The sequence below is a fragment of the Youngiibacter multivorans genome (genome assembly GCF_017873395.1).
GTDB lineage: Bacteria > Bacillota > Clostridia > Clostridiales > Clostridiaceae > Youngiibacter > Youngiibacter multivorans.
Window position 1 is genome coordinate 185,339 of record NZ_JAGGKC010000001.1, and the last position, 24,246, is coordinate 209,584.

The following is a 24,246-nucleotide window of genomic DNA, read 5'->3' on the forward strand; positions in this document are numbered from 1 at the left end:
ACTCTTAAAGATATCCAAGATTGACTTATCAATTGAAGGAGCAAGGAGAGGTACAAGATTTAATTTGTACCCTCCTCTCAACCAAAAGAAAGGTTGGTCATACCTATAGGCATAATTCGATTTTACTTATGGTACGGTTCACCGTGCATTATCCTATAAGCCCTGTAAATCTGCTCATAAAGGCAGACGGTGTTTAAACTTGGAGACAGCTCCATTGAAGTAAGTGAGATCGCATCATCAGCTTTTCCGTACTTCATTCCTATTATGAACGCGATACTGGAGATGCCGGAGGTTGCAAGGTTTGAGAGCTCTCTTGAGAATTCTTCCGAAGACACGCTCCTGCCTTTAGGTCTAATCTGAATAACATGGGTCTTGTCATTAAGGGCAGCTTCTAAAGTGGAGCTGTCCTTTAACTTTGTAAGCTTAATCTTGCAGTATCTTCCAAGACGCTTTGCGTATTCATTTATGGCATCGATATAGTATTCCTCAAAAAAGGTATCCATCACAAAAATCTCAAAATTCAAGTTCTTCATCCTCCTGAAATGGTTTAGTTAGAGTATACATCATCAGATTTATGATATACAGGGAGCAGGGAGGTTGAAAATAAGTTTGAGTAATGAATTGTTTGCAATTGAATTGTCTTTAATATTTATACTAATTAGTGTATATTAGTGCCATGGAAAATAAAAAAAGCTATGGAACACAAAACGATTTGAATCTGAAGCTTGTCATTGCGCTGAGCAGAGCGACAACTGGGCTGCACAGGGGAGCTTCAAGGAACATGAAGGAAAATGGTCTCACACCGTCCCAATTCGAAGTACTGGAGGTGCTTTATCACAAGGGGGCAATGAAGGTGAATGAGATCAAGGAAAAGATCCTTGCATCCAGCGGAAACATGACAGTAATTCTGGCAAATCTGGAAAAAGACGGATATATTGGAAGGATCATGTGCAAGACAGATCGCAGGGCATTTATCCTGGAGATAACAGAAAAAGGGAAAGAAGTCATGGACAGGACATTCCCGCTTCACATAGACTATCTTGATGATGCACTTAAGAACCTGGATGAGTCGGAAAAAAGGGACATTATAAGGCTTCTTAAGAAAATGCAGGGGCTTGGTGGCATAGATGAGGATAAGTAGGTTCTTCGGGTGGAGGACTGTAAAAACTTCAATAGGTGCAGCTGTATCAATGATTGTCGCATCAGCAATCGGACTAGATTACAGTGTAGCTGCCGGTGTCATCACAATCCTAAGCGTTCAGAATACAAAGAAGAAGTCCCTTGACCTTGCGGTCATGAGAATTGGATCAATGCTGCTTGCACTCTTAATTGGAGCCGCTGCATTCACTCTTTTAGGTTATTCCGCAGTCGCATATGGAGTATATCTGCTGTTCTTCATCCCAAGCGCAGCAGCCTTAGGCTTCAATGACGGAATCGTTCCAAGCTCGGTGCTTGTGACGCACCTTCTGCTTGAGAGGTCGGTATCATTGCCTCTTCTGGGAAATGAAGTCATGCTCATGGTAATCGGGGCAGGAGTCGGGATAATCCTCAACATATACATGCCTAAACTGGAAAAGCAGCTGAACAATGATGTGGTGGAAATAGAGAGACTAATGAAGAGGGTGCTTTCCAGCATGTCAGTAAGCCTGTCTACCCAGACAGTGCCGCTTGATGAGGAGAAGCTCTACAAGGAGCTTGATGGAAAGCTGAAAGCAGGATATGAGAGAGCCTTGAAGGATGCCGGAAATCATCTTGTCAAAGATGTCAGGTATTACCTGAAATATATGGAGATGAGAAGTGTCCAGTTCGGGATAATGAGGAACATGAGGAAGCTTTTCGAGAGACTCGGCGAGTCCTATGAGCAGACTAAGCTTGTGGCAGCACTTACAGACCTGGTAGCTGACCAGTTCCACGAATCAAATACTGCCAGAGAGCTTCTTGAAGACCTGCACGGCTACAAGGAGATATTCAGGAACATGGAGCTTCCAAAGTCCAGGGATGAATTCGAGGTCAGAGCAGCACTATTCCAGTATATCAATGAGCTGGAGCAGCTGCTTGACGTGAAGAGAGAATTTGTGGCAAGTCTTGACGATGAAGATACAGAGAGATTCAGGACTACTCTATCTGAGAGCAGAAACTAAGATCAGAAAATATGAATGGATGCAGTCGCTTAAGGGTATGAGCTTCTGCATCCATTTATGGTTTATTCTTGCTTTTATTCAGAGAGGACCTCTTGTACTCCAGGAATTTTATGACATCCTGCTTGTCCTCATCAGGCCAGAGGTTGAAGTCATTCAGGTAGGGATCTAAAATTTCGTAGGTGGATTTCTTCTCGAATATCTTGTCTGCTTCATTCGGATCCATAACTTCACCTATAGGTAAGTTCAGGGCTTTACCGAGCTTCAGGGTATTCTCAAGTGAAGGATTGCTCCTTCCACGCTCTATGTCGCTAAGGAAGCTGACAGAGATCCCTGCAAGATTTGCAACCTGACGCTGTGTCATATTAAGTTCGATTCTTCTGTGGCGAATCCTATCCCCGATGTTCATCCAAATCTCCTTAATTCCGTATATTACGGATTATTGACATATAAAGTATACAACAAAGGAAGTATATTTTGAAGCTGTAATCTATACGTTGTAAACGTAATATAACCTTGAAATTATACGTCAGTAACGTATAATTTCATTAGGGGGTGTTGTTTTGGCAAGCATCGGAGACAACATTAGGATGGCAAGGAAGCAAAAGGGTATAACACAGAAAGTGCTTGGGGAGATGATAGGAGTATCCAACACGTACCTTTCGGACATCGAAATCGGAAGGACAAATCCATCTATAAAGACACTCAAGAAGATAGCCAGCGGATTGGAAATAAGCTATATCGAGCTTCTTAAGGATACTGAATGATTTAGTTGCGGGCATCCCTCATGGGATGCTCTTTTCCTTGTTGCAGTTGTCGTTAGCCTATCCTCCATGTATTATGTAGATAACTGCAATACTGGAGGAATCAGAATGCCCTTTATAATGGACAAAAGAAAGTTATCATTACTAGTTTCAGCAATCATGACATTAATCATATTTACCGGCTGTACAATGGAAGCAAAGGGTCAGGAGCCTTTACCTAAGGGAGAGGACCTCAGGATAGTCGTAGCCACAGACATACACTACCTTTCACCAAAGCTCAGGGATGGGGGAGAAATTGAAAAATATGTGTATGAAAATGGGGATGGCAAGGAAATAGGGAATATGGACCTGATACTTGATGCATTCACGGAGGACCTGAGAAAAGATCCGCCTGATGTGCTTGTAGTCACAGGTGACCTTACACTGAATGGTGAAAAGAAGAGCCATGAAGACCTTGCAAAGATATTCAGGAAAATTGAATCGTATGGAGTACAGGTCATAGTAACACCCGGGAACCACGATATCAGCAACTCATATGCGAGAGGATTCAAGAGTGGCAAGGTTGAATATGCTGATACGGTAAGCCCTGAAGAATTCGAGAGCATATACTCAGATTTCGGATTCAAGGATGCAGTCAGGAGGGCAGAAGGGAACCTCAGCTACCTTTACAAGGTAAGCGAAGACCTTTATATCGCCATGGTAGACTCGGCAGTCTACAAGAACAATATCGAGAATGGGTATCCTGCAACAGAAGGGATAGTATCTCAAAGCTCCAAGGTCTTCCTCGAAGAGTCGGGAGCTTTGGCAAGAGAGAATGAAGCAGATGTCATAGTGGCCATGCACCACAACATGATGAACCATACCACATTCATGAATTCAGGATTTACACTCGAGAATGCCGATGAGATGAGACTCCTATTCAGGACTCAGGGCTTCAAGGTGAACCTTTCAGGACATATACACATACAGGATATACATTTTATTGAAGAGGTTACAGATATTGTAACAGGAGCTATGTCTGTCTATCCCAACAAATATGGAATCATAGATTACACTGAAGGTAAGATCGAATATTCAACCAAATGGGTGGATGTCGAAGGATATGCCAGGGACAAAGGTATTAGAGAGCATTTAAACTTCGTGACAGATGCCAGGGAGAGATTCAAGGCCTTTTCAACAGTAAGGCTGAAGGCAAGGCTTCAAGGGCTTGTTGATGAAGCTTCAGCATCAAAGCTGACTGAGCTGCTAGGTGAGATTAACGCATACTATTTCGCAGGCGAGAAGGTTCCTGACTCCGTATTCGACGATTCATTAATTGAAATTCTTCCTGAGGATGACAGGACCAGATTCTATATCGAGGACAGAAAATCAGGCGACCTGTACGAAAACAATAGCCTTATGCTTGACCTCAGAAATTGAGAAAATAAGGGTCAATTGAAGATGGAAGGCAGAGATTAAGTAAAGAATATACGAACGATATGATAGACGGGATATTCAAAAAGGGGTCCGAGGGACCCTTTTTTGTTTTGCACATAAAACAGCAGGATTATCCAAGTGAAAATGATTATCAGTTTGGCAGTAAAACATGAGCAATAATAGAACAATTCTCAGCTTAATATGTTAATAATCATGATATTTGTAAAAATCAAATGAGCGAATGAAAGTCCTTGAATGTAATCCAACATACGCATAAAATTACAATGTAATAATTTCAAAGAGGTGGAAAATGGAGAAACTATTCAAGCTGAAAGAGAACAACACCACTGTAAGAACGGAGGTTCTCGCGGGAACTACCACTTTCTTGACTATGGCATACATCATACTTGTCAATCCGCAGATACTCGGACTTGCAGGAATGGATACAGGAGCTGTTTTCGTTGCTACCATACTCGCTGCTGCAATCGGTACCTTCATAATGGGATTTGTTGCAAATGTTCCGTTTGCACAGGCACCTGGAATGGGCCTGAACGCATTCTTCACGTTCACTGTCGTTTTCGGGCTTGGCTATACATGGCAGCAGGCTCTTGGAATGGTATTTGTCTGCGGACTCATCAACATACTTATTACTGTAACTAAAGTAAGAAAGATGATCATACATGCTATACCCCATTCACTTCAGTACGCTATAAGCGGAGGTATTGGACTTTTCATCGCATACATAGGGGTTAAGCAGGCACATTTCCTTACCTTCACTGGTGAAGCCTTCAACCTTCTTGTAGACACAGGAGATGGCGGCGGCATATATGCAGATGTCATACCTGCACTGTCGAACTTCAAGGATCCTGTTGCACAGGTTGCCCTCATTGGACTTATCATAACAGTAGTCCTTATGCTTCTCAGGGTCAAAAGTGCAATACTCTTCGGAATCGTAGCTTCCACTGTTCTGGGTGTTTTCTTCAAGATAACAACGGTACCGGACCTTTCAACAATAAGCTTTGCAATACCGAGCCTCAAGCCAACATTCCTTGCGCTTGACATAGCGGGACTCTTCAACTCCCCTCAAAGGATATTCATATCGCTAACAACGATTTTCGCATTCTCACTGACAGATACCTTCGACACAATCGGAACCTTCCTTGGAACTGGAAGAAAGTCAGGAATATTCGATGAAGCTGACGAAAAGTCAGTTGAGACTGGTTCAGGAATGTCATCAAAGCTTGAAAAGGCACTTTTTGCAGATGCAACTGCAACTTCGATAGGAGCGCTTCTTGGAACCTCCAACACCACTACCTACGTAGAGAGTGCTGCAGGAATATCCCAGGGTGCAAGGACCGGACTTGCTTCAGTCACCACAGGAATTCTGTTCCTCCTGGCACTGTTCCTTTCACCGCTTGCGCTTATGGTACCGGGAGCTGCAACAGCACCAGCACTTATAGTAGTCGGAGTGCTGATGGCAGACGGACTTAAGAACATCGAATGGGATGACCTTGCAATAGCGATACCGGCATTCCTTATAATAGCGCTGATGCCTTTCACCTATTCTATTTCAACAGGCATTGCATTCGGATTCCTCTTCTACTGCCTCTCAATGTTCGTAGTCAAGAGAAGCAAGGAAGTCCATCCCGTGCTTTATGTTGTTACACTTCTGTTCTTTGCATCGTATGTGCTGAACGCGCTGATATAGAAACAAAAGTTAATGCTCTTACCAGGAGAAGGTCCCGAAGTAGACCGGTCCTGGTAAGAGCATATTTTTTCCCTGAATTCAGGTTCCATAATATTTATTGATCATCATTCTTTGTATAGTCAAATATTCCGGTTATTCCTCAAAGATGACAGAAACACACTCTGGGCTGTAGATGTCAGACCTGACTATCTCCAGGCCACCTGTCTCTGGATCAATGCTGTAAAGGGCAAGATTATCTGTCTCCATATTTGCAAGCAGCAGGTATTTGCCGTCCGGAGAGATGTTGAAATCCCTTGGATGATTGCCGTGTGAAGGAACTATATCCACAACTGAAGTTGTGAATGATTCGGTAACCTTGAATATGGTTATGCTGTCATGACCGCGGTTTGAAGTGTAGATGAATTTGTTGTCCTTGGAGATCCTTATTGCAGCTGCAATGCTCTCACCAGAAAAATCTCCCGGAAGTGCTCTGGAGCTGTGGATTATCCTATAGCTCCCATCCCTGAAATCAATAGTGAAGACTTCAGAAGTAAGCTCAGACAGAACGTAGGCTATTTTTTCGGACTTATGGAATACCAGGTGCCTCGGGCCGCTGCCGGCAGGGAAGTTTATTGAATCCTTTTTCCTTAGCTCGCCATTGAAAGAGTAAATCCAGATTCTGTCAGTACCAAGGTCGCAGACAAGGATATCCTCGTTATAAGGATTCTTGAGCGCAAAATGGATATGGGAGCTGTCCTGTCTTCCTGTCACAGGGCCTGATCCGTCGTGAGATATCGACTGAAGTCGTCCTGCAACATGACCATACTCAATCGCATACAAATCCAGATTGCCTGCATGGTAGTTGCATGCCAGGAGCCCTTCGGGAATAAGGCTCAGGTAGCAGGGCGGCGCTTCTCCTTCAGCAGTTGATATTGCTGTTATCTTCTTCTCATTAATATCTATGGAGGCAGCTCCTGAATCGTCGCCATTCTTGACTACCGAGAAAAGTGTCTTTCCGTCACTGCTCAGTGCAAGATATGCAGGATTGCCGATTTGAATGAAATCTTCAGTTCTGAACTCTCTGCCGTCAAAAGCAAACCTTCTTATGCCGGTGCTCTTTCTTCTGGTATACGAGCCTAGGAATCCAGTATATATTGTCATATCATCACCATCTTTCGAAATTCCGGGTTCAAAGCCATGGCCTTGTTAACCCTATGAGGTTATGATAACATTAGTGGACTTTAAAGGAGAGAAATATGGGAAAAGATTTTAAAAATATTAACATCAGCAGCGACCTCCTGAGGTCTGTTGAGAACCAGGGATTCACAGAGATGACTGCAATCCAGGAGAAGGTCATAATTCCAGCTATGGAGGGCAGAAACATATTAGGGTCGTCATCGACAGGAAGCGGAAAGACACTTGCCTTCCTTATGCCGATACTTGAAAGGACATCCTGGGAGGACATGAAGGCTTCCTTCATGGTACTTGCGCCCTCAAGGGAGCTTGCACTTCAGATAAGGGATGATTACGATACCTTAGGGCGATACAAGAAGCTGAAGGCTGTGGCATTGTATGGCAAGCATCCGTTCAAGGAAGAGGAGGCATCGCTCAAAAACAGGCACCATGCGATATGCGGTACTCCTGGCAGAGTTCTGGACCATATCAAGAGAGGCACGCTGGATACTTCAGCAATAAGGTTCCTCGTCATAGATGAGGTTGATGAGCTTATAAGCAGAGGCTTCAGGGACGATGTGCTCGCAATCGCCAAAAGCCTTAAATCTGTACAGCAGACCATGATGTTTTCAGCGACAATAGGATCTGAAGTCCAGGGAATAGCATCAGAGCTGCTCGATGACTACATTGTCATAGAGTCCGAGGATGAGGGAAAGCTCAACATTGAAGTTGAGCATTTCAAGGTTGATAACAAGGACAAGTTCAAGGCCCTCCTTTCATTGATATATGGAAGAAAGCCAAGGAGCATGATCATATTCGTAAATACCAAGGATGAGTGCGGAAGGCTAAAGGATGACCTTGAGAAAAAGAACATAGACTGCCTCAAGATACATGGAGGAATGCTCCAGGAGGACAGGCTCAAGGCAATGGAAGCATTCAAGGAAAGACAGGTTCCATACCTTGTCGCGACAGATGTTGCAGCAAGAGGAATCGATGTGCGTGACCTTGACATATCCCTCAGCTATGATTTCCCGGTTGAGAAGGAAAGCTATGTCCACAGGATGGGAAGGACAGGCAGAAACTACAGGGAAGGCAGCGCCATATACTTCATAGCAGAACATGACGGAAAGAACGTCAGGGATGTGGAGAACTTTATCGGCAGGAGCCTCGGTGAGATAGGTGAAATGAACTATGGACCGCTGAGAACCGGTAAGGACGGATTCAGGGAATTCCAGAAGGAGCTCAGAAAGAACAGGCCCCAAAAGACATCAGTCCATAAGGACATCACAAAGATCTATATCAATGGCGGCAAGAAAAAGAAGATAAGGCCGCTTGATATTGCAGGTACTCTTCACTCAATACCTGGTATAGAGCCTGAAGATATTGGGATCATCGATGTCCAGGAAAATGGATCCTATATAGACATCCTGAACGGCAAAGGAGACATCGCTATACAGGGGCTGTCAGAGAGAACGATCAAGGGTAAGGAGCTCAGGGTGGAGAAGGCCAGGAAATAGCTGGTTTCTTCATCTCACCCAATTGAAACCTATAGCGGCAATTCCTGTTAATCTGTGACTATTTGTCAAATTAGATTTATTTCATAAATAAATTTGCATATCGTTAATTTGTGTGATACAATCATTCAGTGATTTAGAATTATCATAATATTATTAGCTTAGGATTAATAGTTTTTGTACGATCACCTTGCAGCTATCTGCGAGGTTTTTTTATGGAGTCGCGCTTGTGCGTACACTGAAACTTGTCTTAAGCGGAAGAGGTAAAGAATGGAAAAGAAATTTGCGGAACTCGGCTTAAGAGAAGACGTCCTCAGAGGAATCAGCGATATGGGATACGAGGAGCCATCAGCCATACAGGCTGAGGTAATACCTGTACTCCTTAGCGGCAAGGATGCGATCGGACAGGCACAGACAGGAACAGGAAAGACACTTGCATTCGCAGCGCCTATACTCAGCAGGCTCACACCGAAGGGAAAGGTCTCAGCGATAGTCCTTACACCTACAAGAGAGCTCGCCATACAGGTTAACGAAGAGATCAACACAATTGCGAAGCATGTCAGGGTCAAGCTTCTGCCAGTATACGGCGGACAGCCGATAGACAGGCAGATAAGGGCTTTAAGGAGCGGAATCGACATAGTAGTCGGAACTCCTGGAAGAGTAATTGACCTCATGGACAGAGGAATACTTCATCTTGAAGAGGTTGACTTCCTCGTACTTGATGAGGCAGACGAGATGCTCAACATGGGATTCATCGAGGATATCGAGAGAATCATGAGAGACATGAACGAGGATAAGCAGACAATGCTGTTCTCGGCAACGATGCCCAAGGAGATAAAGACCCTTTCAAAGAGATACATGAAGGAAGACAGAGAGCATATAACAGTCGTGAACAACACCATGACCGTATCCACTGTTGACCAGTTCTACTTTGAAGTAAAGCACTCGGACAGGTTCGAGTCACTCTGCAGGATCATGGATGCTGAGGAAATGGATTCAGTAATCATATTCTGCAAGACAAAGAGAGGCGTTGACGAGCTTGTTGATTCTCTTACAGCAAGAGGCTACAATGCAGCCGGAATGCATGGCGACATGAACCAGAACCAGAGAATATCAACACTTGCCAAGTTCAAGGAAAAGAACCTTGAGTTCCTTGTTGCAACAGATGTAGCGGCAAGAGGAATAGATGTTGAGAACATCTCCCATGTCATAAACTATGACCTTCCGCAGGACACAGAATCCTATGTCCACAGGATAGGAAGGACAGGAAGAGCCAGGAAGGAAGGCATAGCCTACACACTGGTAACTCCAAGGGAATATCTCCAGCTCAAGGACATCGAGAGGATGACAAAGAGCAAGATAAAGAGGAAGGACATTCCTACAATAGACGATATATTCAGCTCAAAGTACAAGAATATCCTCAGCAGGATAACTAAAGAGCTTGAGGATGAGAAGTACAAGAGGTTCGTTCCGCTTGTTGCAGAGCTCGATGAGAACTACAATATGATCGATGTTTCAGCAGCCCTCATGAACCTGATCTACAAGGATGAGCTAAGCTTTGAGTACACTCAGAACAGCCTGACAAAGCCTAAGACACAGGTAAGGCTCTTCATAAACGTGGGATCAATGGACAAGCTTTCCCCGAAGAAGCTGCTTGAGTTCCTGACAGAGCATGCCGGAACAAACAGCGATGACATCGGTACGATCGACATACTTCCTAAGTTCACATTCGTGAATGTTAAGGACGGAGTCGAGGAGAGGGTAGTCAAGTACTGCAGCGGAAAGAAGCTTTCAGGAAGAAGAGCGAACATAGAAGTAGCAGCAAACAGAAAGAATTAGTGACCAATATGAGACGGAACCACAGGACCTTCGGGACCTAAGGTTCCGCCTTTTTTTTGCATTATATTGGTAAACACCAGGTTGAATGATACACTGTATGTATGGAAAAGAAACACGTATTCTCCAGGGAAACGGGCAATACGTGTACAACGATGTATTTCAAGGGAGGACAACAATGATTGCAAATATCGTAGAAAGACATTTCCTCAGCGAGGAGGCTGCTGACTTCATAAGGAAGGAAACTGGTGAAGAGATCATTGATATCATGGATATCGAAGTAGATAAAGAGAAGCTTGTGAAGGCTGAGATAATAATCTCGCAGCGAAGGCTTACAGAAGAACTGGTCAGGGAATGTAAGGACCTTAAATGGATCCAGTCATTCAGCGCCGGAGTGAACCTCCTGCCGCTTCAGACCTTAAAGGAACTTGGCGTAGTAGTCACAAATACTTCAGGAATCCACGCTCCGCAGATGACAGACCTTGCAATGGGAATGATACTTGCATTCTCAAGGTCACTTGTCGAGCATATAAGGTATCAGAAGACCCTTAGATGGACTCAGGGGTTCAGCTATGGTGAGCTTCTGGACTCTGAGCTGCTTATCATAGGTTCGGGGAAAATCGGAGAGATGCTAGCTTTGAAGGCGAAGGCATTTGGCATGAGGACCGTCGGAATAAAGAGGACAGTTAAACCCCTCGATAATTTTGATGAAGTAAGACCAGTATCCGAGCTTAAGGATGCCATGAAGACTGCTGACTATATAGTCATACTTCTGCCATTAACTCCTGAAACCAGGAATCTCGTAGATGCAGAGGCTCTAAGCTGCATGAAGGAAAGCGCTGTCTTTGTGAACCTTGGAAGAGGGCCTATAGTAGATGAGAATGCCCTCATTGAGATACTCAAGAACAAGAAGATCAGAGGCGCTGCGCTTGATGTATACAAGAGAGAACCACTGCCTGACGACAGCCCGCTCTGGGAGCTCGACAATGTTATAATGACGCCGCATGTAGGCGGATGGGGACCGGGCAACGAGATGCGCGGGGCAAGGCTTGTGGTTGATAACATAAGAAGGTTCAGAAAGGGAGAAAAGCTGATAAACGTTGTAGATCCTGATATGGGCTACTAAGGAGGGTATCAAGATGAAGAATTTTCTAAGAGCGATTGCAGTGCTGCTGGTAGTGGTTCTCGTTGCGTTCGGAATCTTCTGGTTCACTGATACAAGGTACTCGCTTGCTGCGAAAAGCTATCTGAAGATAAACTCAGCAGATGCCGCCTCTGTAGAATTCGATGCATCAGGTGGAAGGCTCATGGGTGTTTCGGGAACCATGCAGGTGGACAACAAGGGCGACAAGTCCATGACTGACGTCACTTTGTCCACATCGCTGTTTGCCCTGGCAGTATCCATATACACTGAAGGTGAGGACGCCTGGGTAAAGACAAGCTTCTCACAGGACTGGATCAAGGCAGAAAAGGGTGAGTCAACCGGTGGAATCGAGATACCTGCCGAAAAGCTGAAGGAAATAAAGGTAACGGATATCCTTAAGGTGCTGTCACAGTTTGACAGGACTGAATCCGGTGACGACATTATCCTAAGCACAACAGATGCCTTTACCACCGACCAGCTTAAGGAAGCACTTTCGACAGTGATACCCAACCAGTATTTCGCGACTGAAAGCTGGAACATAAAGTCATATGAGATGAAGATAGTATTCTCTAAAGGAACCAAACTAATAAAGAGTGTGGGACTTGCGACGGTACAGGAGATGATGGGCATGGACATCGAGCTGAAGGCATCGGCTGCTCTTAAGGCTCTGGGTGCCGACGTTGTTGTCACAAGGCCATCAGATTTACCATAATCGGTATAAACATCAAGGAAAGGTGAAAAAATGCAGAACAAGATAATGGACAACATAAACTTTCCCATGGCAGAGACCAGCCTGTTCATGGAGCCTATTCATTCAAACTATATGGGTAATGTACATGGCGGAGAACTGATGAAGCTCATGGACAGCACCGCCGGTATTGCAGCATCCAAACATGCAAAAGGGCAGGTTGTGACAGCAAGAGTAGATGAGATAGTGTTCCACAAGGCTATACATATAGGAGACCTTGTAAGATGCATAGCTCAGGTGGCATACGTAGGAAACACCTCGATGCAGGTGCTTGTGAATGTCATGGTGTACAGGCTTGGAGACTATTCAGATTCAACTACAGCCCTTACGGCTTTCTTCACAATGGTCCATATGGATTACGACGGAAAACCAAAGGAAGTAGCCAAGCTGAATCCTGTAACAAAAGAGGAAAAGTTCCTTTACTCCCTTGGAGAGTATAAATACACTGCCATAAGAGGGAAATAGAATGGAGTACGAGAGGTTCAAAACAAAAAGGGACTTCTGGTATGGGCTGCTCATACTGTTTGCGCTTTCTTCAGCGTCAGCAGCGGCCTTCATGGTCCCGGATGATGAAAGGCTTGTTGTCATCCTTTTGCTTCTCCCCGTCTGGGCATTCCTGGTTTCCTTATGGTTCTTCACCTGGTATGAGCTGAGGGAGGACCATCTTTATGCAAGAAGCGGTCCCTTCGTCGAGAGGATATCCTATGACAGGATTAAGAGCATAAAGGAATCAAGGAACCTATGGTCATCCATGGCAATGTCCCGTGACAGGATCGAGATAAGGCAGCATGACAAGGGTTTTGTGACCGGAACCACATATATCTCGCCAAATGACAAGCAGCGTTTCATGGATATGCTTAAAGCAAGGTGCAATAACCTTCAGTAATAGATAATGGGGCAGGTAAATACCTGCCCCATTATCTATTGAAATTAATCAAAAAGCTGACAAACTGATTAACGGTTAAAGCTTGAAATCAGCGATTACTCTACGTAGACTGCTGTTCCGGATGCTGTAACCATAAGCATGTTTCCGCCCTGTCCCAGTGTCTCGTAATCGATCTTTACTCCGACTACGGCATTGGCGCCAAGTGCTGCAGCTCTGTCTTCAAGCTCCCTGAGCGAGGTGATCCTTGCTTCGATTAGCTCGTTCTCATATGAGCCCGACCTTCCTCCAAATATGTTGGATAGTCCTGCTGCAAAGTCCTTTACGAAGTTGACTCCCGCGACAACCTCCCCGAATACAATGCCCTTGTAGCTTATGATTCTTCTTCCTTCAACGCCTGATGTTGTAGTTACTATCATCTCATTCACTCCGCCTTTCTTCTTATTGGTCATTGGCAACATTATAAACCTATGGCTGATATTGGTGAGTCTTTTAATTGAAATTTAACCAGGTTTGAGGCGAGGATTTTTTGCTTATCTGCAAAGAGCATATTTGTTTTTCATAATAAGGCTTTTATGGTATAATTGTTCCTCGTAAAAGGAAGTGATTGAATTGAACATAGCCGGAGACGGGTGCGAGATCCTGATGCCAATAAGCGATAGAAAGACGCTTGAGGAAATCGAGAGAAGCATCACCACGACCTACAAGAGGAACCTCTTTGGGAAGTTCGTGAAGGGCATTAAGACATATAACCTTATTGAGCCGGGAGACAGGATAGCCGTCGCGATTTCTGGTGGAAAAGACAGTCTGCTGCTGGCAAAGCTTTTTCAGGAGCTCAAGAAGCATGGAATAGACAACTTTGAACTTGAATTCATAGCAATGGACCCCGGGTACCATCCTGATGTCAGGAAGCTTCTCGAGGAAAACTGCGAATACCTAGGAATACCTGTAACAATATATGAGTCGGGAATATTCGGGGTAATTGACAAGATTGCGCAGGATTACCCTTGCTACATGTGTGCAAGGATGAGAAGGGGTTCGCTCTATGAGAAGGCAAAGGCACTTGGCTGCAACAAGCTTGCCCTCGGACACCACTTCAATGATGTCATTGAGACTGCCCTTCTGAATGTCATCTACGGGGGAACCTTCAAGGCCATGCTTCCGAAGCTCAAGGCACAGAACTTTGAGGGTATGGAGCTTATAAGGCCCCTGTACTTCGTAGAAGAGGATAACATAAGGAAATGGATACAGTATGCAGGCATCTGGCCTCTTAACTGCGCATGCATGGTAGCTGCCAAAAAAATCGGAAGCAAGAGGTATGAAATCAGGGAGCTCATAAAGAACCTCAAGAAGGACTACAAGGATGTCGACAAGTCCATCTTCAGAGCTACAGAAAACATACAGATGGATTCTGTTCTTGGATGGATGGATGAGAGCGGCAGGCACTCATATCTTGACGACTATGATGAACACTCCTACACGGAGTAGATTGATCGTAAGCCCTGGAATTCATGTGTAACACACATGATTCATGTGTAACACACATGATTCATGTGTTACAATCGAAGTAACCGATATGGAATGAAATTGTGAAATGGAGGAATAATATATGAATATGGCTTTTGTGTGCAATGGAAGCAGCGTGCGAGCACAGCTTGCTGCCGGAATAGCTGCAGATTTCTTCAAGGATGTGGAGATAATCGCGGCGGGAACCCTTGATGAGGCTGTGGACCCCAATGTACTTAAGGTGCTCGAGGATAACGGCATGAACGGTTCAGGCATAAAGCCCGTGACCCTTTGGGACCTTCCTGAACAGCTTGATTATGCAGTGGTCGTCGGTTGCGATGAAGGAGGATGTCCTCTGGTATTTGCTGACAAGGTCATCGAATGGGATATAACAAACCCTAAGGAGCTTGGTGAAGCCGGCTACAGTACGGCTGCATCTGAACTCAAGGAAGAGCTCAAGAAGCTCTGGACAGAGTTCAATCCTAAATAACATAGAAAAAATAGAGCGGCCTTGGGATAACCTTAGGCCGCAAGTTTTGTTTGAAGAGCCAAATGGAGAAAAAACAAATGTGCCGCCCGTTTTGGTATGGGATATGCACCAGGAGGAAATAATGAAAAAAGGGTTCGATCCGCAGAAATACATTGAAGAACAGTCAAAGTTCATACTTGAGAGGGTGCACAACTATGACAAGCTGTACCTTGAATTCGGAGGAAAGCTCATAGGCGACAAGCATGCCAAGAGAGTGCTTCCCGGATTCGATGAGGATGCCAAGATAAAGCTGCTTGCAAAGCTCAAGGATGATGCTGAGATCATAATATGCGTGCATGCAGGCGACATAGAGAGAAACAAGATACGTGGAGACTACGGCATAACGTATGACATGGATGTCCTGAGGCAGATAGATGAGCTCAGAGGTTACGGACTCATAGTCAACAGTGTGGTAATAACAAGGTACAATGGCCAGCCGTCAACGAAGCTTTTCATAAACAAGCTTGAGAGAAGGGACATCAGGGTATACAAGCATTCTGCGATAGAGGGTTACCCTTCGAACATAGATAAGATCGTAAGTGAAGAAGGATATGGTAAGAACGAGTACATCACGACCACTAAGCCTATTGTGGTAGTGACAGCTCCGGGACCGGGAAGCGGAAAGCTTGCCACCTGCCTGAACCAGCTGTACCATGAGTACCGCCATGGAAGAGCAGCCGGATACTCCAAGTTTGAGACATTCCCGGTTTGGAACGTTCCGCTCAAGCATCCGCTCAACATAGCATACGAGGCAGCCACTGTGGACCTGAAGGATGTCAACATGATGGATTATTTCCATTTTGAAAAATACGGCCAGGTAGCAGTCAACTACAACAGGGACCTTGAGATGTTCCCGGTAATAAGAAGGATAATCGAGAAGATTACAGGAAAAGAGTCTGTTTACCAGTCACCTACTGACATGGGAGTAAACCGCGTAGGCTACGGCATAACAGATGATGAGGTGATCAGGGAAGCATCAAAGCAGGAGATAATCAGGAGATGCTTTGCGACAGAATGTGATTTCAAGAAGGGCATCATAGATGAGGAGATACTCAGCAGGATGATGCTGATAATGGAAGAGCTTGAGCTGAAGAAGGAAGACAGGAAAACTGTCGGACCTGCAAGAAAATATTCGGATAGGCTCAGAGAGCATGCCGGCAGCAATGATGTTCCCGCAGTCATAGCATTCGAGCTTCCGGATGGCAAGATAATAACAGGCAGGTCATCATGCCTCATGGATTCATGTTCGGCTGCAATACTCAACTCGATTAAGAAGCTTGCAAATATCGGAGACGAGATATATCTACTGTCACCGGTCATAATCGAGACTATCCAGAACCTGAAGAAAAGGGACCTTCACAGCAGGATAACAGCCCTTAACGCCAATGAGATACTTATAGCACTCAGCATAGGGGCTGTTACCAATCCGACGGCACAGCTTGCCGTTGAGAAGCTTTCTGAGCTCAAGGGAGTACAGGCCCATTCTACAGTGATGCTTAACAAGGACGACGAGCAGATACTGAGGAAGCTCGGCATCGATGTTACCTCTGACCCGGTATATCCATCTGAAAATCTCTACTATGTCTGATTTTTAAGGAGGTTTTTTCATGATTCATGAAGGTGCGCTGATAGCACACGACCAGCTGAAGGATGAAATGGTCGAGTTCACACTTAAGCATAAGGAGCTTCTGAAAAGGTTCAGGCTCCATGCCACAGGCACAACTGGAAAGAGGATAATCGAAGCTACTGGACTGGAAGTTAACAGGCTTCTGTCGGGACCTTTAGGAGGAGACCAGCAGATTGGAGCCCTGATAGCTGAAGACAGGATCAAATTCGTGGTATTTTTGAGGGACCCGCTTACCGCTCAGCCTCATGAGCCGGATGTGCAGGCGCTGCTTCGGCTCTGTGATGTGCATAAGGTGCCGATTGCCACCAACATAACCACTGCTGAGATACTCGTAAGATACATAGAAGAACTGTAGGACCGTGCCGGAAGTAATTCCGGCCGGTCCATTTTGTTAACATTGTATATATTATTGTAATGTTCTGTGAAAAAAGGGCCCATCCCGACTAATCTTAAGTCAGTATAGGTATAATAAGGAATAAAAGCAGTAAAGATTAGGAGGTACGGGATGAAGGACAGGAGAATACTTATAGCTGCCATAGGGAACTGTGTTCATGCAGCAGGGATATACAATTTCAGCGAGATTGCAAGGAAGGAAGGCTGGACCATGGAATACATGGGTTCTGCTATTCCGGTTGAGAAGCTTGTCGGAGGAATAATGGAATTCAAGCCTGACCTTGTGGCAGTCGGATACAGGCTATCAGGTGAGGGCTGCAGATACCTACTTCAGGAGCTGCAGGGACTGATTGCTGAAAACGGACTTGAGGGAATCAGGTACGTATTCGGAGGGACCATAGAAACTGCTGAGGTTGCAAGGGAATTCGGGTACATAGAGAAGGTGTTCGACGGTACCGAGGATGCAAGCGAAGCTGCAATGTATCTTAGAGACGTAGAACAGGGCGTTAAAGAGAGGAAGATGCCTCCACAGACCCTCAGGGAGAGGATAGAGTACAAGAAGCCATTCCCTGTCATAAGGCACCACATAGGCCTTCAGACGATCGAGGATACCTATGAGCATATCAGGATACTTGCTGAAAGCGGACTTCTTGATGTTATATCACTGGCCCCTGACCAGAACTGCCAGGAATTCTACTTCCATCCTGAAAGGATGAAGAAGGGCGAAGACGGAGCCGGCGGAGTGCCTATAAGGAATGAAGAACACTTAAGGATGATGTACGAGGCGACAAGGCGGGGAAACTATCCTCTGATGAGATGCTATTCAGGTACTGAAGACCTGTCAGAGTTTTCCCCAATACTGAAGGAGACCATCAACAACGCCTGGGCTGCGATTCCTCTTACCTGGTATTCCCAGCTGGACAGAAGGTCCAACAGGGAGCTTCTGAGAGCTATTACCGAAAACATAGCAGCTGTTAAGCTCAATGCAGAAATGGGAGTGCCGGTTGAGATGAACGAATCCCATCAGTGGGCATTGAGGTACTGCTCAGATGTCACAGAGGTCGCTGTCAGCTACATAACTGCAGAGGTTGCCAAGAGTGCTGGAGTAAGGGATATGGTCATGCAGCTGATGCTGGCGAATCCTCCATCCATATCTCCCAAGATGGACCTGGCTAAAATGACAGCGAAGCTTGAACTCATGGGGGAGCTGGAGGATGATAGCTTCAGGATCTTCAGGATGGTAAGGACCGGCCTCCTTGCATACCCTGCAGACATGGATGCTGCAAAGGGGCTCATAGCAGCCACCATGTTCTACGGATCCTTTTTAAAGCCTGACATAGTGCATGCGGTATCATACTCTGAAGCAGTCATGAGGGCGACCAGCAAGGAGATAATAGAGAGTGTCAAGATAGTGAAGAAGGCCATGGAGATTGCCGGCAAAGGAATGTTCGAGGGTCTGGAGAATGACAGGGAGTTCAGGGACAGAGTTGATTACCTGAAGGATGAAACCAGATACCTGCTTGATGAGATCAGGAAGCTTAAGGATGTAGAAAATCCGCTGACTGACCCGGAGGTCATATATCTTGCCATTAAGGAAGGGCTCCTTGATGCGCCGGGACTAAAAGGGTTCTCTGTAGCTAATGGCAACTTCCACACTGAAATCCACAACGGATACCATGTTACTGTAGATGATTCCGGAAACATTCTGGATGAAAGAAGCAGGATAGACCTGCTGCATAAGATGGCGGACAGTCTTAAGACAGGCTGATTGAATTTGAAAAGCTCCGGAAAGTCATTCCGGAGCTTTTTGCTATGCCCTGTATGCCCTGTCTGAAGGCATAAGTACTGCGAATATGATATAGAATATGATCGATGGACCAGGAAGCAGCGAGAAGAGCACAAACAGTATCCTGAGAAGAGACGAGCTCACGTTCAAATATTCAGCAAGTCCGCCAAGTACACCGAACAGCATCTTGTCTGTGGACGACCTTCTAAGTTCTTTCTTTTCATACATTTTAAATCACCTCATGACACAATTATGCCAATGCCGGATTAACAAATGGTGAAAGCGGAATTAAAACCAAATTAAAAAAAGAAGTGTTTATAAGTTTGGCAATCAAAGCAATTTGCAGGAAATGCGATTTTGGAATTTCATGAGCGTTTCTTCATGTAAACCTTTTAAGTGGTGATTTTCAATGCTTTTCATGAAATTAGCCTGAAATGGACAATGAGTTTCGATAAAAAAATAGCAGAAATCTGCAAGATTTCTCTTTATTAGTTGCAGGATTTAGGATAATATAATCATTAGACATTTATGTGAGGTGTGTGTTATGAGAAAAGAGTTCTCCCTAAGCGGAGGAAAAGTAATGATAAACTTCTCCGCGAAGTACTGCGACAATATAGATAAGGTTCTGGAAGCTGAATCATTCAGAAGGGTAGTCGTGTCCTATCTTGAGATGATCAAGAGAAGAAATACCAAGCACTACAAATATCTGAACGAGTCATTCATCCATGATGACATAGATGACATAAGCGACCAGATTGTGAACCTGTTCAAGTTGCTCATGGTATTCAAGGCGCATGAGGTAATAAGGATACAGAACGACTGCAGGATTGCCCTTGAGAACAAGGATGAATTCATTGGATTCATCGAGGACTTCTACAGCTACTGGAGAAGGCTTGAGAGGTATACCATAGTCCATGGAAAGAGAAATACCGAAGGACTTGCTTCGACAAGCTTCATTGAAGCGAACAACAAGTTTACAGGACTCGTCCTTGAGATATACAGAAAGATCGAGAGGAACGTACTTCTTATTGAGCCAAACGTGTACAGGCAGGTGCCTGCTGGTGCCAATGCCGGTCTGATTCTTACAGACAGCATGTGGCCTATTCCATATGAATATGAGCTGCTGCATGACATACCGTTCGTAAGCTCTATAGTCATGGACTCTCCATTCATAACCTATCCCAAGAGCAATACGAGGGATGGTCTCTTTGCCGAGACCATGAAGAACCCTCTCAATACAGCCTATATCAACAGAGACCATTTCTTCTGCTATCCTGCGAAGGTAGGCAAGCTTCTGGCATACGTATACTTCCACAGGGACCTGATGGCCCATGGAGTATCCCTTTCCAACCTCTTCGAGCTTGCAAGAGAAGACGAGTATACAGGCAAGAAGCCTGACATAGTTTATGTATTCGGGGCAAAGGACTGGGACAACAGCAGCAGGCAGGTATTCTACGATGACGTGAAGAACGGCATAATGCTGGGATATGTATCCTACAGCGAAGACGTCGATTATTTCGGCTACATGAAGAAGATGATACTTACCCTCCACAACCTGATCATGATCAAGAGGGGAATGCTTCCGATCCATGGTGCGATGGTCAACATAATCATGAAGAACGGCAAGTCAGCTAATGTTGTCATTGTCGGGGACTCCGGAGCCGGCAAGTCTGAATCGCTTGAGGCGTTCAGAGGATTGTCCGAAGACCATATCAGCGACATGACCATAGTATTCGATGACATGGGATCAATTGACATTGAGAACGGGAAGGCCATAGGCTACGGAACAGAAATTGGTGCTTTCGTAAGGCTTGATGACCTTGACCAGGGATATGCATTCAAGGAAATTGACAGGTCCATATTCATGAATCCTGACAAGACGAATGCCAGGCTGGTAATGCCGGTATCGACGTACAAGGATATAGTAAGGGGCTATCCTGTAGACATCCTCCTTTATGCCAATAACTATACGGTAATGGAGGAAGGCGGAAAGTCCATCAGCTATTTCAGCACACCTGAGGATGCTGTCAAGGTATTCAGGTCAGGTGCGAGGATGGCTAAGGGTACCACATCAGAGTCAGGGCTTGTCGAATCCTATTTCGCCAATCCTTTCGGACCTGCGCAGAAGATCGAGGAAACGGATGTGCTTCTCAAGAGGTACTTCGATGCGTTCTTTGCTTCAGGAGTGAAGGTGGGAGAAATAAACACTCAGCTGGGCGTCAAGGGCATGGAGAAATCAGGACCAAGAAACGCTGCTATAGAACTGTTCAACATAATCAGCTCACTATAAAAATAAAGGCTGCCGGATTCGGCAGCCTTTTCATATTACGTTAAAATCAATTTGTTGCTTTAAGTTCAATACTTCGTCTTAACTTCAGTATTGTATTCTAGAATCTGTAGTTCCTTATATCCATAACGGCACCTGTTTCCGGATCCACATACTCAGTCTCATGATAGGTTATCATGTTGTTCTTCTGCCTGAGGTTCAGACTGTCGTACTTCATGAGATTGTCAGCTTCAAAGCCTGATGCTGCGTTGTCGTGGTACATGCTGAATGAATCAACTGGCTGAATAACCTTATCTGTGAATATTTTGCGGAAATGCTCGCTTACAGGGGCGACTTCTGACTTTGCAGTCTGCCTGCTGTTCATGGCATCCAGGAATTTCTCATATGTTACGATGAAGCCCTCGACTGAATCATTGGACTTGCTATTTCCGCGGATGTCCTTGATCTTGTTTCCGTCGAAGGGGTCCACGTATTCATATTCTCTTCCCGTTGTCTCCAGGTTCTTCCTCATCAGGTCAAGCTTAATATACTTTGAGAGATTATCGGCCTCAAAGTCTGCAGAGGTATGCATCCCGGGATAGCAGTATGATTCGAACAGGTTTTCCTTCTTCATTTCCATGATCAATTTCTCCTTTGTAACCTAAAATGGTATTAACCCTATTTTATCCGTTTAGCAAAAATAATCAAGAAAAATATCAATATAATCATATAAATTCAAGAATATTTATAAAATAGTTGAATAAACTTGAATATTGTTGATAATAAGATAAAATGCTGTGGGATATGCGGTGGTTTGGTGAGAATTTTACATCAGCAAAAAATCGATTACATGATAATCGGGATTGCAAGGCCTGTGATTAGCTGTAGATTTGGCGTTCAAATCTTGAATATTGCGTTAACAAAGGAATAGCAGGAGGAAACCTCCGTTAAAGATGATATTATTGATAGTAGGGACATTCCGCACTGTTAAATGTGCGAAGGAGGAAGGAATTTGAAAAAGCTTGAGATTACAGACACTTTGAAGATGGACAGGGTGGTACATGGACACTGGAGGCTGCTTGACTGGAAGCTTGGAAAGGAAGGACTGTACAAGTTCACCAGGCAGATACTTGAGCTTGGCCTGTCAACAATCGATACTGCAGACATATACGGAGGCTTTGCCTGCGAGGAAGCCTTTGGTGAAGTGCTGAAGGCTAACAAGGGACTCAGGGAAGAACTCACGATAGTCACTAAGTGCGGTATAGTGTTTCCGTGCGAAAAGAGACCGCAGTACAAGTCCCATCACTATGACAATACCAGGGCCCACATAATAGCGTCTGCAGAGAAATCACTCGAGAATTTCGGTACGGACTACCTGGACCTGCTCCTGATACACAGACCTTCGCCATTCATGGATCCTGCTGAGGTTGCCGAGGCATTCCGTGTCCTTCATGATTCAGGCAAGGTAAGGAATTTCGGAGTATCGAATTTTCCAGTATCAAAGTTTGAGATGCTCAGCACATTCTGCGAGCTTCCTCTAGTGACAAACCAGGTTGAAATATCCGCCACGCATCTCGATGCGTTCAAGGATGGTACCTTGGACAACATGATGATGCGGTCGGTGTATCCGATGGCCTGGTCACCTCTTGGAGGAGGGGACCTTCTTACCGGAGACAATGACAAGGATAGGGCTGTAAGGGCTGCCCTTCTTGCTGTAGGTGAAAAGCATGGTGAAACAAGACTCGACACCCTTGCCTACGCGTTCCTGATGAGTCATCCATCCGGAATCATGCCAATCGTAGGTTCGGGTAAGATTGAAAGGATAAAGAATGCCGTAGACGCCATAGACCTGAAGTTTGATTCTGAAGAATGGCTTACAGTACTTAAGGCATCAATAGGAAGGAATTTGCCATAGAGCGAGCACATAATTTTGACGGGAGGTGCAAATGTGACTGAGAAAGATGTAAAAAATGGGAGAAATGAGCCTGCCAAGGGTGAACGGGTAGTCCTTGGAGAGGATGTCTTCGAGAAATCTGAGGATAAAAAGATGCTTGAAGGTGAGCCTGAAATAAATGACGAAAGCGAAGCCAGCAGGGATTATGTCGAGGTAGACAAGGTCATAACGGAGCCTAAAGGAAAGGTAAAGCCTAAACGCAGCCTTATGGACAATCTGAAGACTTATTTGATATTCTTTGTAGCTGTTGCGGCTGCGGCACTGCTTGCGAACTTAATCCAGGCATTGGTGTTCAAATCACCGGACTCGCTTATATTCCTTGGAAACACAGGGTTTCTTACTCCACCTATTGGAGCGGTGCTCGCAGGCTTCGGTGTCCTCACTCTCATATTTGGAGTGATTTCTGCGGTACACAAGAACTCGAGACTTACCGGCAACATGAAGGCCTTTGCGGTTGCGGGAGGACTTTTCCTGATATTCATTGGCTACACCACATTCGTGAAGTATGTGGATTTCAGGGAGAATACGATTCTTGACAGCAGCCTTTTCAGCTCTAAGGGCTTCGCCTATCTTGACGTGACTGAGGTAAGGGCTTCATACGACTCTGCGAAAACTGAAGGCAGGAGGCTCCTGTATACCTTCACTCTTCCGGGAGGAAGGTCCTATGAGGTGGACGTTACGAAGTCAACTATGGACAATCTGAAGCTGATAGACACGAAGGTGGGTGTGACTGCGAAAAGGGTAATTGACAACTATGCCCTGCAGGAAATCGTCAGACTCGGAATGTATACCGAGGAGGAAGCGCTAAAGATATTCATGATGAAATAAATTGAATAAATATGCAATAAAAATGGAAAAACATGCAGAATCCCGAAACAGATG

25 protein-coding genes are annotated in these 24,246 nt (G+C 45.0%); 19 read left to right on the top strand and 6 right to left on the bottom strand.

Annotated features, from left to right (window positions below):
- Positions 1–122 precede the first annotated feature (122 nt).
- Entirely contained in the window at positions 123–524 is a 402-nt protein-coding gene (locus J2Z34_RS00900; RefSeq protein ID WP_209457955.1) for a 23S rRNA (pseudouridine(1915)-N(3))-methyltransferase RlmH, read from the bottom strand.
- Positions 525–676: 152 nt separating this feature from the next.
- Here J2Z34_RS00900 and J2Z34_RS00905 point away from each other — a divergent pair, with 152 nt between their 5' ends.
- Together J2Z34_RS00905 and J2Z34_RS00910 are read left to right on the top strand one after the other, a co-directional pair.
- A complete protein-coding gene (locus tag J2Z34_RS00905; RefSeq protein ID WP_209457956.1) occupies positions 677–1,141 on the top strand; it encodes a MarR family winged helix-turn-helix transcriptional regulator in 465 nt (154 codons plus the stop codon).
- Complete coding sequence (locus tag J2Z34_RS00910; RefSeq protein WP_209457957.1) at positions 1,128–2,141, top strand: aromatic acid exporter family protein; 1,014 nt, start codon at positions 1,128–1,130, stop codon at positions 2,139–2,141. The genes J2Z34_RS00905 and J2Z34_RS00910 overlap by 14 nt, the downstream gene beginning before the upstream one ends.
- 55 nt (positions 2,142–2,196) lie before the next feature.
- Here the strand turns inward: J2Z34_RS00910 and J2Z34_RS00915 are convergent, their stop codons facing one another.
- The gene (locus tag J2Z34_RS00915) at positions 2,197–2,547 is read right to left on the bottom strand and encodes a helix-turn-helix domain-containing protein (RefSeq protein WP_209457958.1); all 351 of its coding nucleotides are present in this window, start codon (positions 2,545–2,547) and stop codon (positions 2,197–2,199) included.
- A gap of 154 nt (positions 2,548–2,701) precedes the next feature.
- Here J2Z34_RS00915 and J2Z34_RS00920 point away from each other — a divergent pair, with 154 nt between their 5' ends.
- The 3 genes from J2Z34_RS00920 (at position 2,702) to J2Z34_RS00930 (ending at position 6,026) form a co-directional block, all read left to right on the top strand.
- Entirely contained in the window at positions 2,702–2,905 is a 204-nt protein-coding gene (locus J2Z34_RS00920) for a helix-turn-helix domain-containing protein (RefSeq protein WP_209457959.1), read from the top strand.
- A gap of 117 nt (positions 2,906–3,022) precedes the next feature.
- Positions 3,023–4,321, top strand: a complete 1,299-nt coding sequence (locus J2Z34_RS00925; protein WP_209457960.1) for a metallophosphoesterase family protein — start codon at positions 3,023–3,025, stop codon at positions 4,319–4,321.
- Between the two features lie 307 nt (positions 4,322–4,628).
- Positions 4,629–6,026 (top strand): NCS2 family permease, encoded by a 1,398-nt coding sequence (locus tag J2Z34_RS00930; protein WP_209457961.1) that lies wholly within the window; start codon positions 4,629–4,631, stop codon positions 6,024–6,026.
- Positions 6,027–6,158: 132 nt separating this feature from the next.
- Here the strand turns inward: J2Z34_RS00930 and J2Z34_RS00935 are convergent, their stop codons facing one another.
- A complete protein-coding gene (locus tag J2Z34_RS00935; protein WP_209457962.1) occupies positions 6,159–7,166 on the bottom strand; it encodes a lactonase family protein in 1,008 nt (335 codons plus the stop codon).
- A 95-nt stretch (positions 7,167–7,261) separates the two neighbouring features.
- Between J2Z34_RS00935 and J2Z34_RS00940 the strand changes: the two genes are divergently transcribed.
- The 6 genes from J2Z34_RS00940 (at position 7,262) to J2Z34_RS00965 (ending at position 13,306) form a co-directional block, all read left to right on the top strand.
- Positions 7,262–8,695 (top strand): DEAD/DEAH box helicase, encoded by a 1,434-nt coding sequence (locus tag J2Z34_RS00940; protein WP_209457963.1) that lies wholly within the window; start codon positions 7,262–7,264, stop codon positions 8,693–8,695.
- A 267-nt stretch (positions 8,696–8,962) separates the two neighbouring features.
- Entirely contained in the window at positions 8,963–10,531 is a 1,569-nt protein-coding gene (locus J2Z34_RS00945; RefSeq protein WP_209457964.1) for a DEAD/DEAH box helicase, read from the top strand.
- Positions 10,532–10,706: 175 nt separating this feature from the next.
- Positions 10,707–11,654, top strand: coding sequence for a D-2-hydroxyacid dehydrogenase (locus tag J2Z34_RS00950; RefSeq protein WP_209457965.1), 948 nt, complete (start codon positions 10,707–10,709; stop codon positions 11,652–11,654).
- A gap of 13 nt (positions 11,655–11,667) precedes the next feature.
- Entirely contained in the window at positions 11,668–12,384 is a 717-nt protein-coding gene (locus J2Z34_RS00955) for a hypothetical protein (protein WP_209457966.1), read from the top strand.
- A 30-nt stretch (positions 12,385–12,414) separates the two neighbouring features.
- Positions 12,415–12,885 (top strand): acyl-CoA thioesterase, encoded by a 471-nt coding sequence (locus J2Z34_RS00960; RefSeq protein ID WP_209457967.1) that lies wholly within the window; start codon positions 12,415–12,417, stop codon positions 12,883–12,885.
- Position 12,886: 1 nt separating this feature from the next.
- Positions 12,887–13,306: a PH domain-containing protein gene (locus J2Z34_RS00965; RefSeq protein WP_209457968.1), complete on the top strand. Its 420-nt coding sequence runs from the start codon at positions 12,887–12,889 to the stop codon at positions 13,304–13,306.
- A gap of 95 nt (positions 13,307–13,401) precedes the next feature.
- Here the strand turns inward: J2Z34_RS00965 and J2Z34_RS00970 are convergent, their stop codons facing one another.
- Entirely contained in the window at positions 13,402–13,722 is a 321-nt protein-coding gene (locus J2Z34_RS00970) for a heavy metal-binding domain-containing protein (protein WP_209458084.1), read from the bottom strand.
- A 226-nt stretch (positions 13,723–13,948) separates the two neighbouring features.
- Between J2Z34_RS00970 and J2Z34_RS00975 the strand changes: the two genes are divergently transcribed.
- The 5 genes from J2Z34_RS00975 to J2Z34_RS00995 all read left to right on the top strand — a co-directional run bounded on the left by J2Z34_RS00975 (position 13,949) and on the right by J2Z34_RS00995 (position 19,126).
- Positions 13,949–14,791 carry a tRNA 2-thiocytidine biosynthesis TtcA family protein gene (locus tag J2Z34_RS00975; protein WP_209458085.1) on the top strand — a complete coding sequence of 281 codons (843 nt, stop codon included), beginning with the start codon at positions 13,949–13,951 and terminating at the stop codon, positions 14,789–14,791.
- Positions 14,792–14,912: 121 nt separating this feature from the next.
- Positions 14,913–15,299 (top strand): arsenate-mycothiol transferase ArsC, encoded by a 387-nt coding sequence (locus J2Z34_RS00980; protein WP_209457969.1) that lies wholly within the window; start codon positions 14,913–14,915, stop codon positions 15,297–15,299.
- A 121-nt stretch (positions 15,300–15,420) separates the two neighbouring features.
- A complete protein-coding gene (locus J2Z34_RS00985) occupies positions 15,421–16,926 on the top strand; it encodes a DUF1846 domain-containing protein (RefSeq protein ID WP_209457970.1) in 1,506 nt (501 codons plus the stop codon).
- 19 nt (positions 16,927–16,945) lie between these two features.
- Positions 16,946–17,320 (top strand): methylglyoxal synthase, encoded by a 375-nt coding sequence (gene mgsA, locus J2Z34_RS00990; RefSeq protein WP_209457971.1) that lies wholly within the window; start codon positions 16,946–16,948, stop codon positions 17,318–17,320.
- Positions 17,321–17,470: 150 nt separating this feature from the next.
- Entirely contained in the window at positions 17,471–19,126 is a 1,656-nt protein-coding gene (locus tag J2Z34_RS00995) for a cobalamin B12-binding domain-containing protein (RefSeq protein ID WP_209457972.1), read from the top strand.
- Between the two features lie 42 nt (positions 19,127–19,168).
- Here the strand turns inward: J2Z34_RS00995 and J2Z34_RS01000 are convergent, their stop codons facing one another.
- On the bottom strand, positions 19,169–19,372 hold the full coding sequence (locus J2Z34_RS01000; protein ID WP_209457973.1) for a PspC domain-containing protein: 204 nt from the start codon (positions 19,370–19,372) through the stop codon (positions 19,169–19,171).
- Positions 19,373–19,688: 316 nt separating this feature from the next.
- On the opposite strand from J2Z34_RS01000, the gene J2Z34_RS01005 reads away from it, so the two are divergent.
- Entirely contained in the window at positions 19,689–21,434 is a 1,746-nt protein-coding gene (locus J2Z34_RS01005; RefSeq protein WP_209457974.1) for a phosphoenolpyruvate carboxykinase (ATP), read from the top strand.
- Between the two features lie 97 nt (positions 21,435–21,531).
- Here the strand turns inward: J2Z34_RS01005 and J2Z34_RS01010 are convergent, their stop codons facing one another.
- Positions 21,532–22,050: a hypothetical protein gene (locus J2Z34_RS01010; protein WP_209457975.1), complete on the bottom strand. Its 519-nt coding sequence runs from the start codon at positions 22,048–22,050 to the stop codon at positions 21,532–21,534.
- A 372-nt stretch (positions 22,051–22,422) separates the two neighbouring features.
- Here J2Z34_RS01010 and J2Z34_RS01015 point away from each other — a divergent pair, with 372 nt between their 5' ends.
- Both J2Z34_RS01015 and J2Z34_RS01020 read left to right on the top strand, forming a co-directional pair.
- A complete protein-coding gene (locus J2Z34_RS01015; RefSeq protein ID WP_209457976.1) occupies positions 22,423–23,325 on the top strand; it encodes an aldo/keto reductase in 903 nt (300 codons plus the stop codon).
- A gap of 33 nt (positions 23,326–23,358) precedes the next feature.
- On the top strand, positions 23,359–24,192 hold the full coding sequence (locus tag J2Z34_RS01020; protein WP_209457977.1) for a hypothetical protein: 834 nt from the start codon (positions 23,359–23,361) through the stop codon (positions 24,190–24,192).
- Positions 24,193–24,246: the final 54 nt, after the last annotated feature.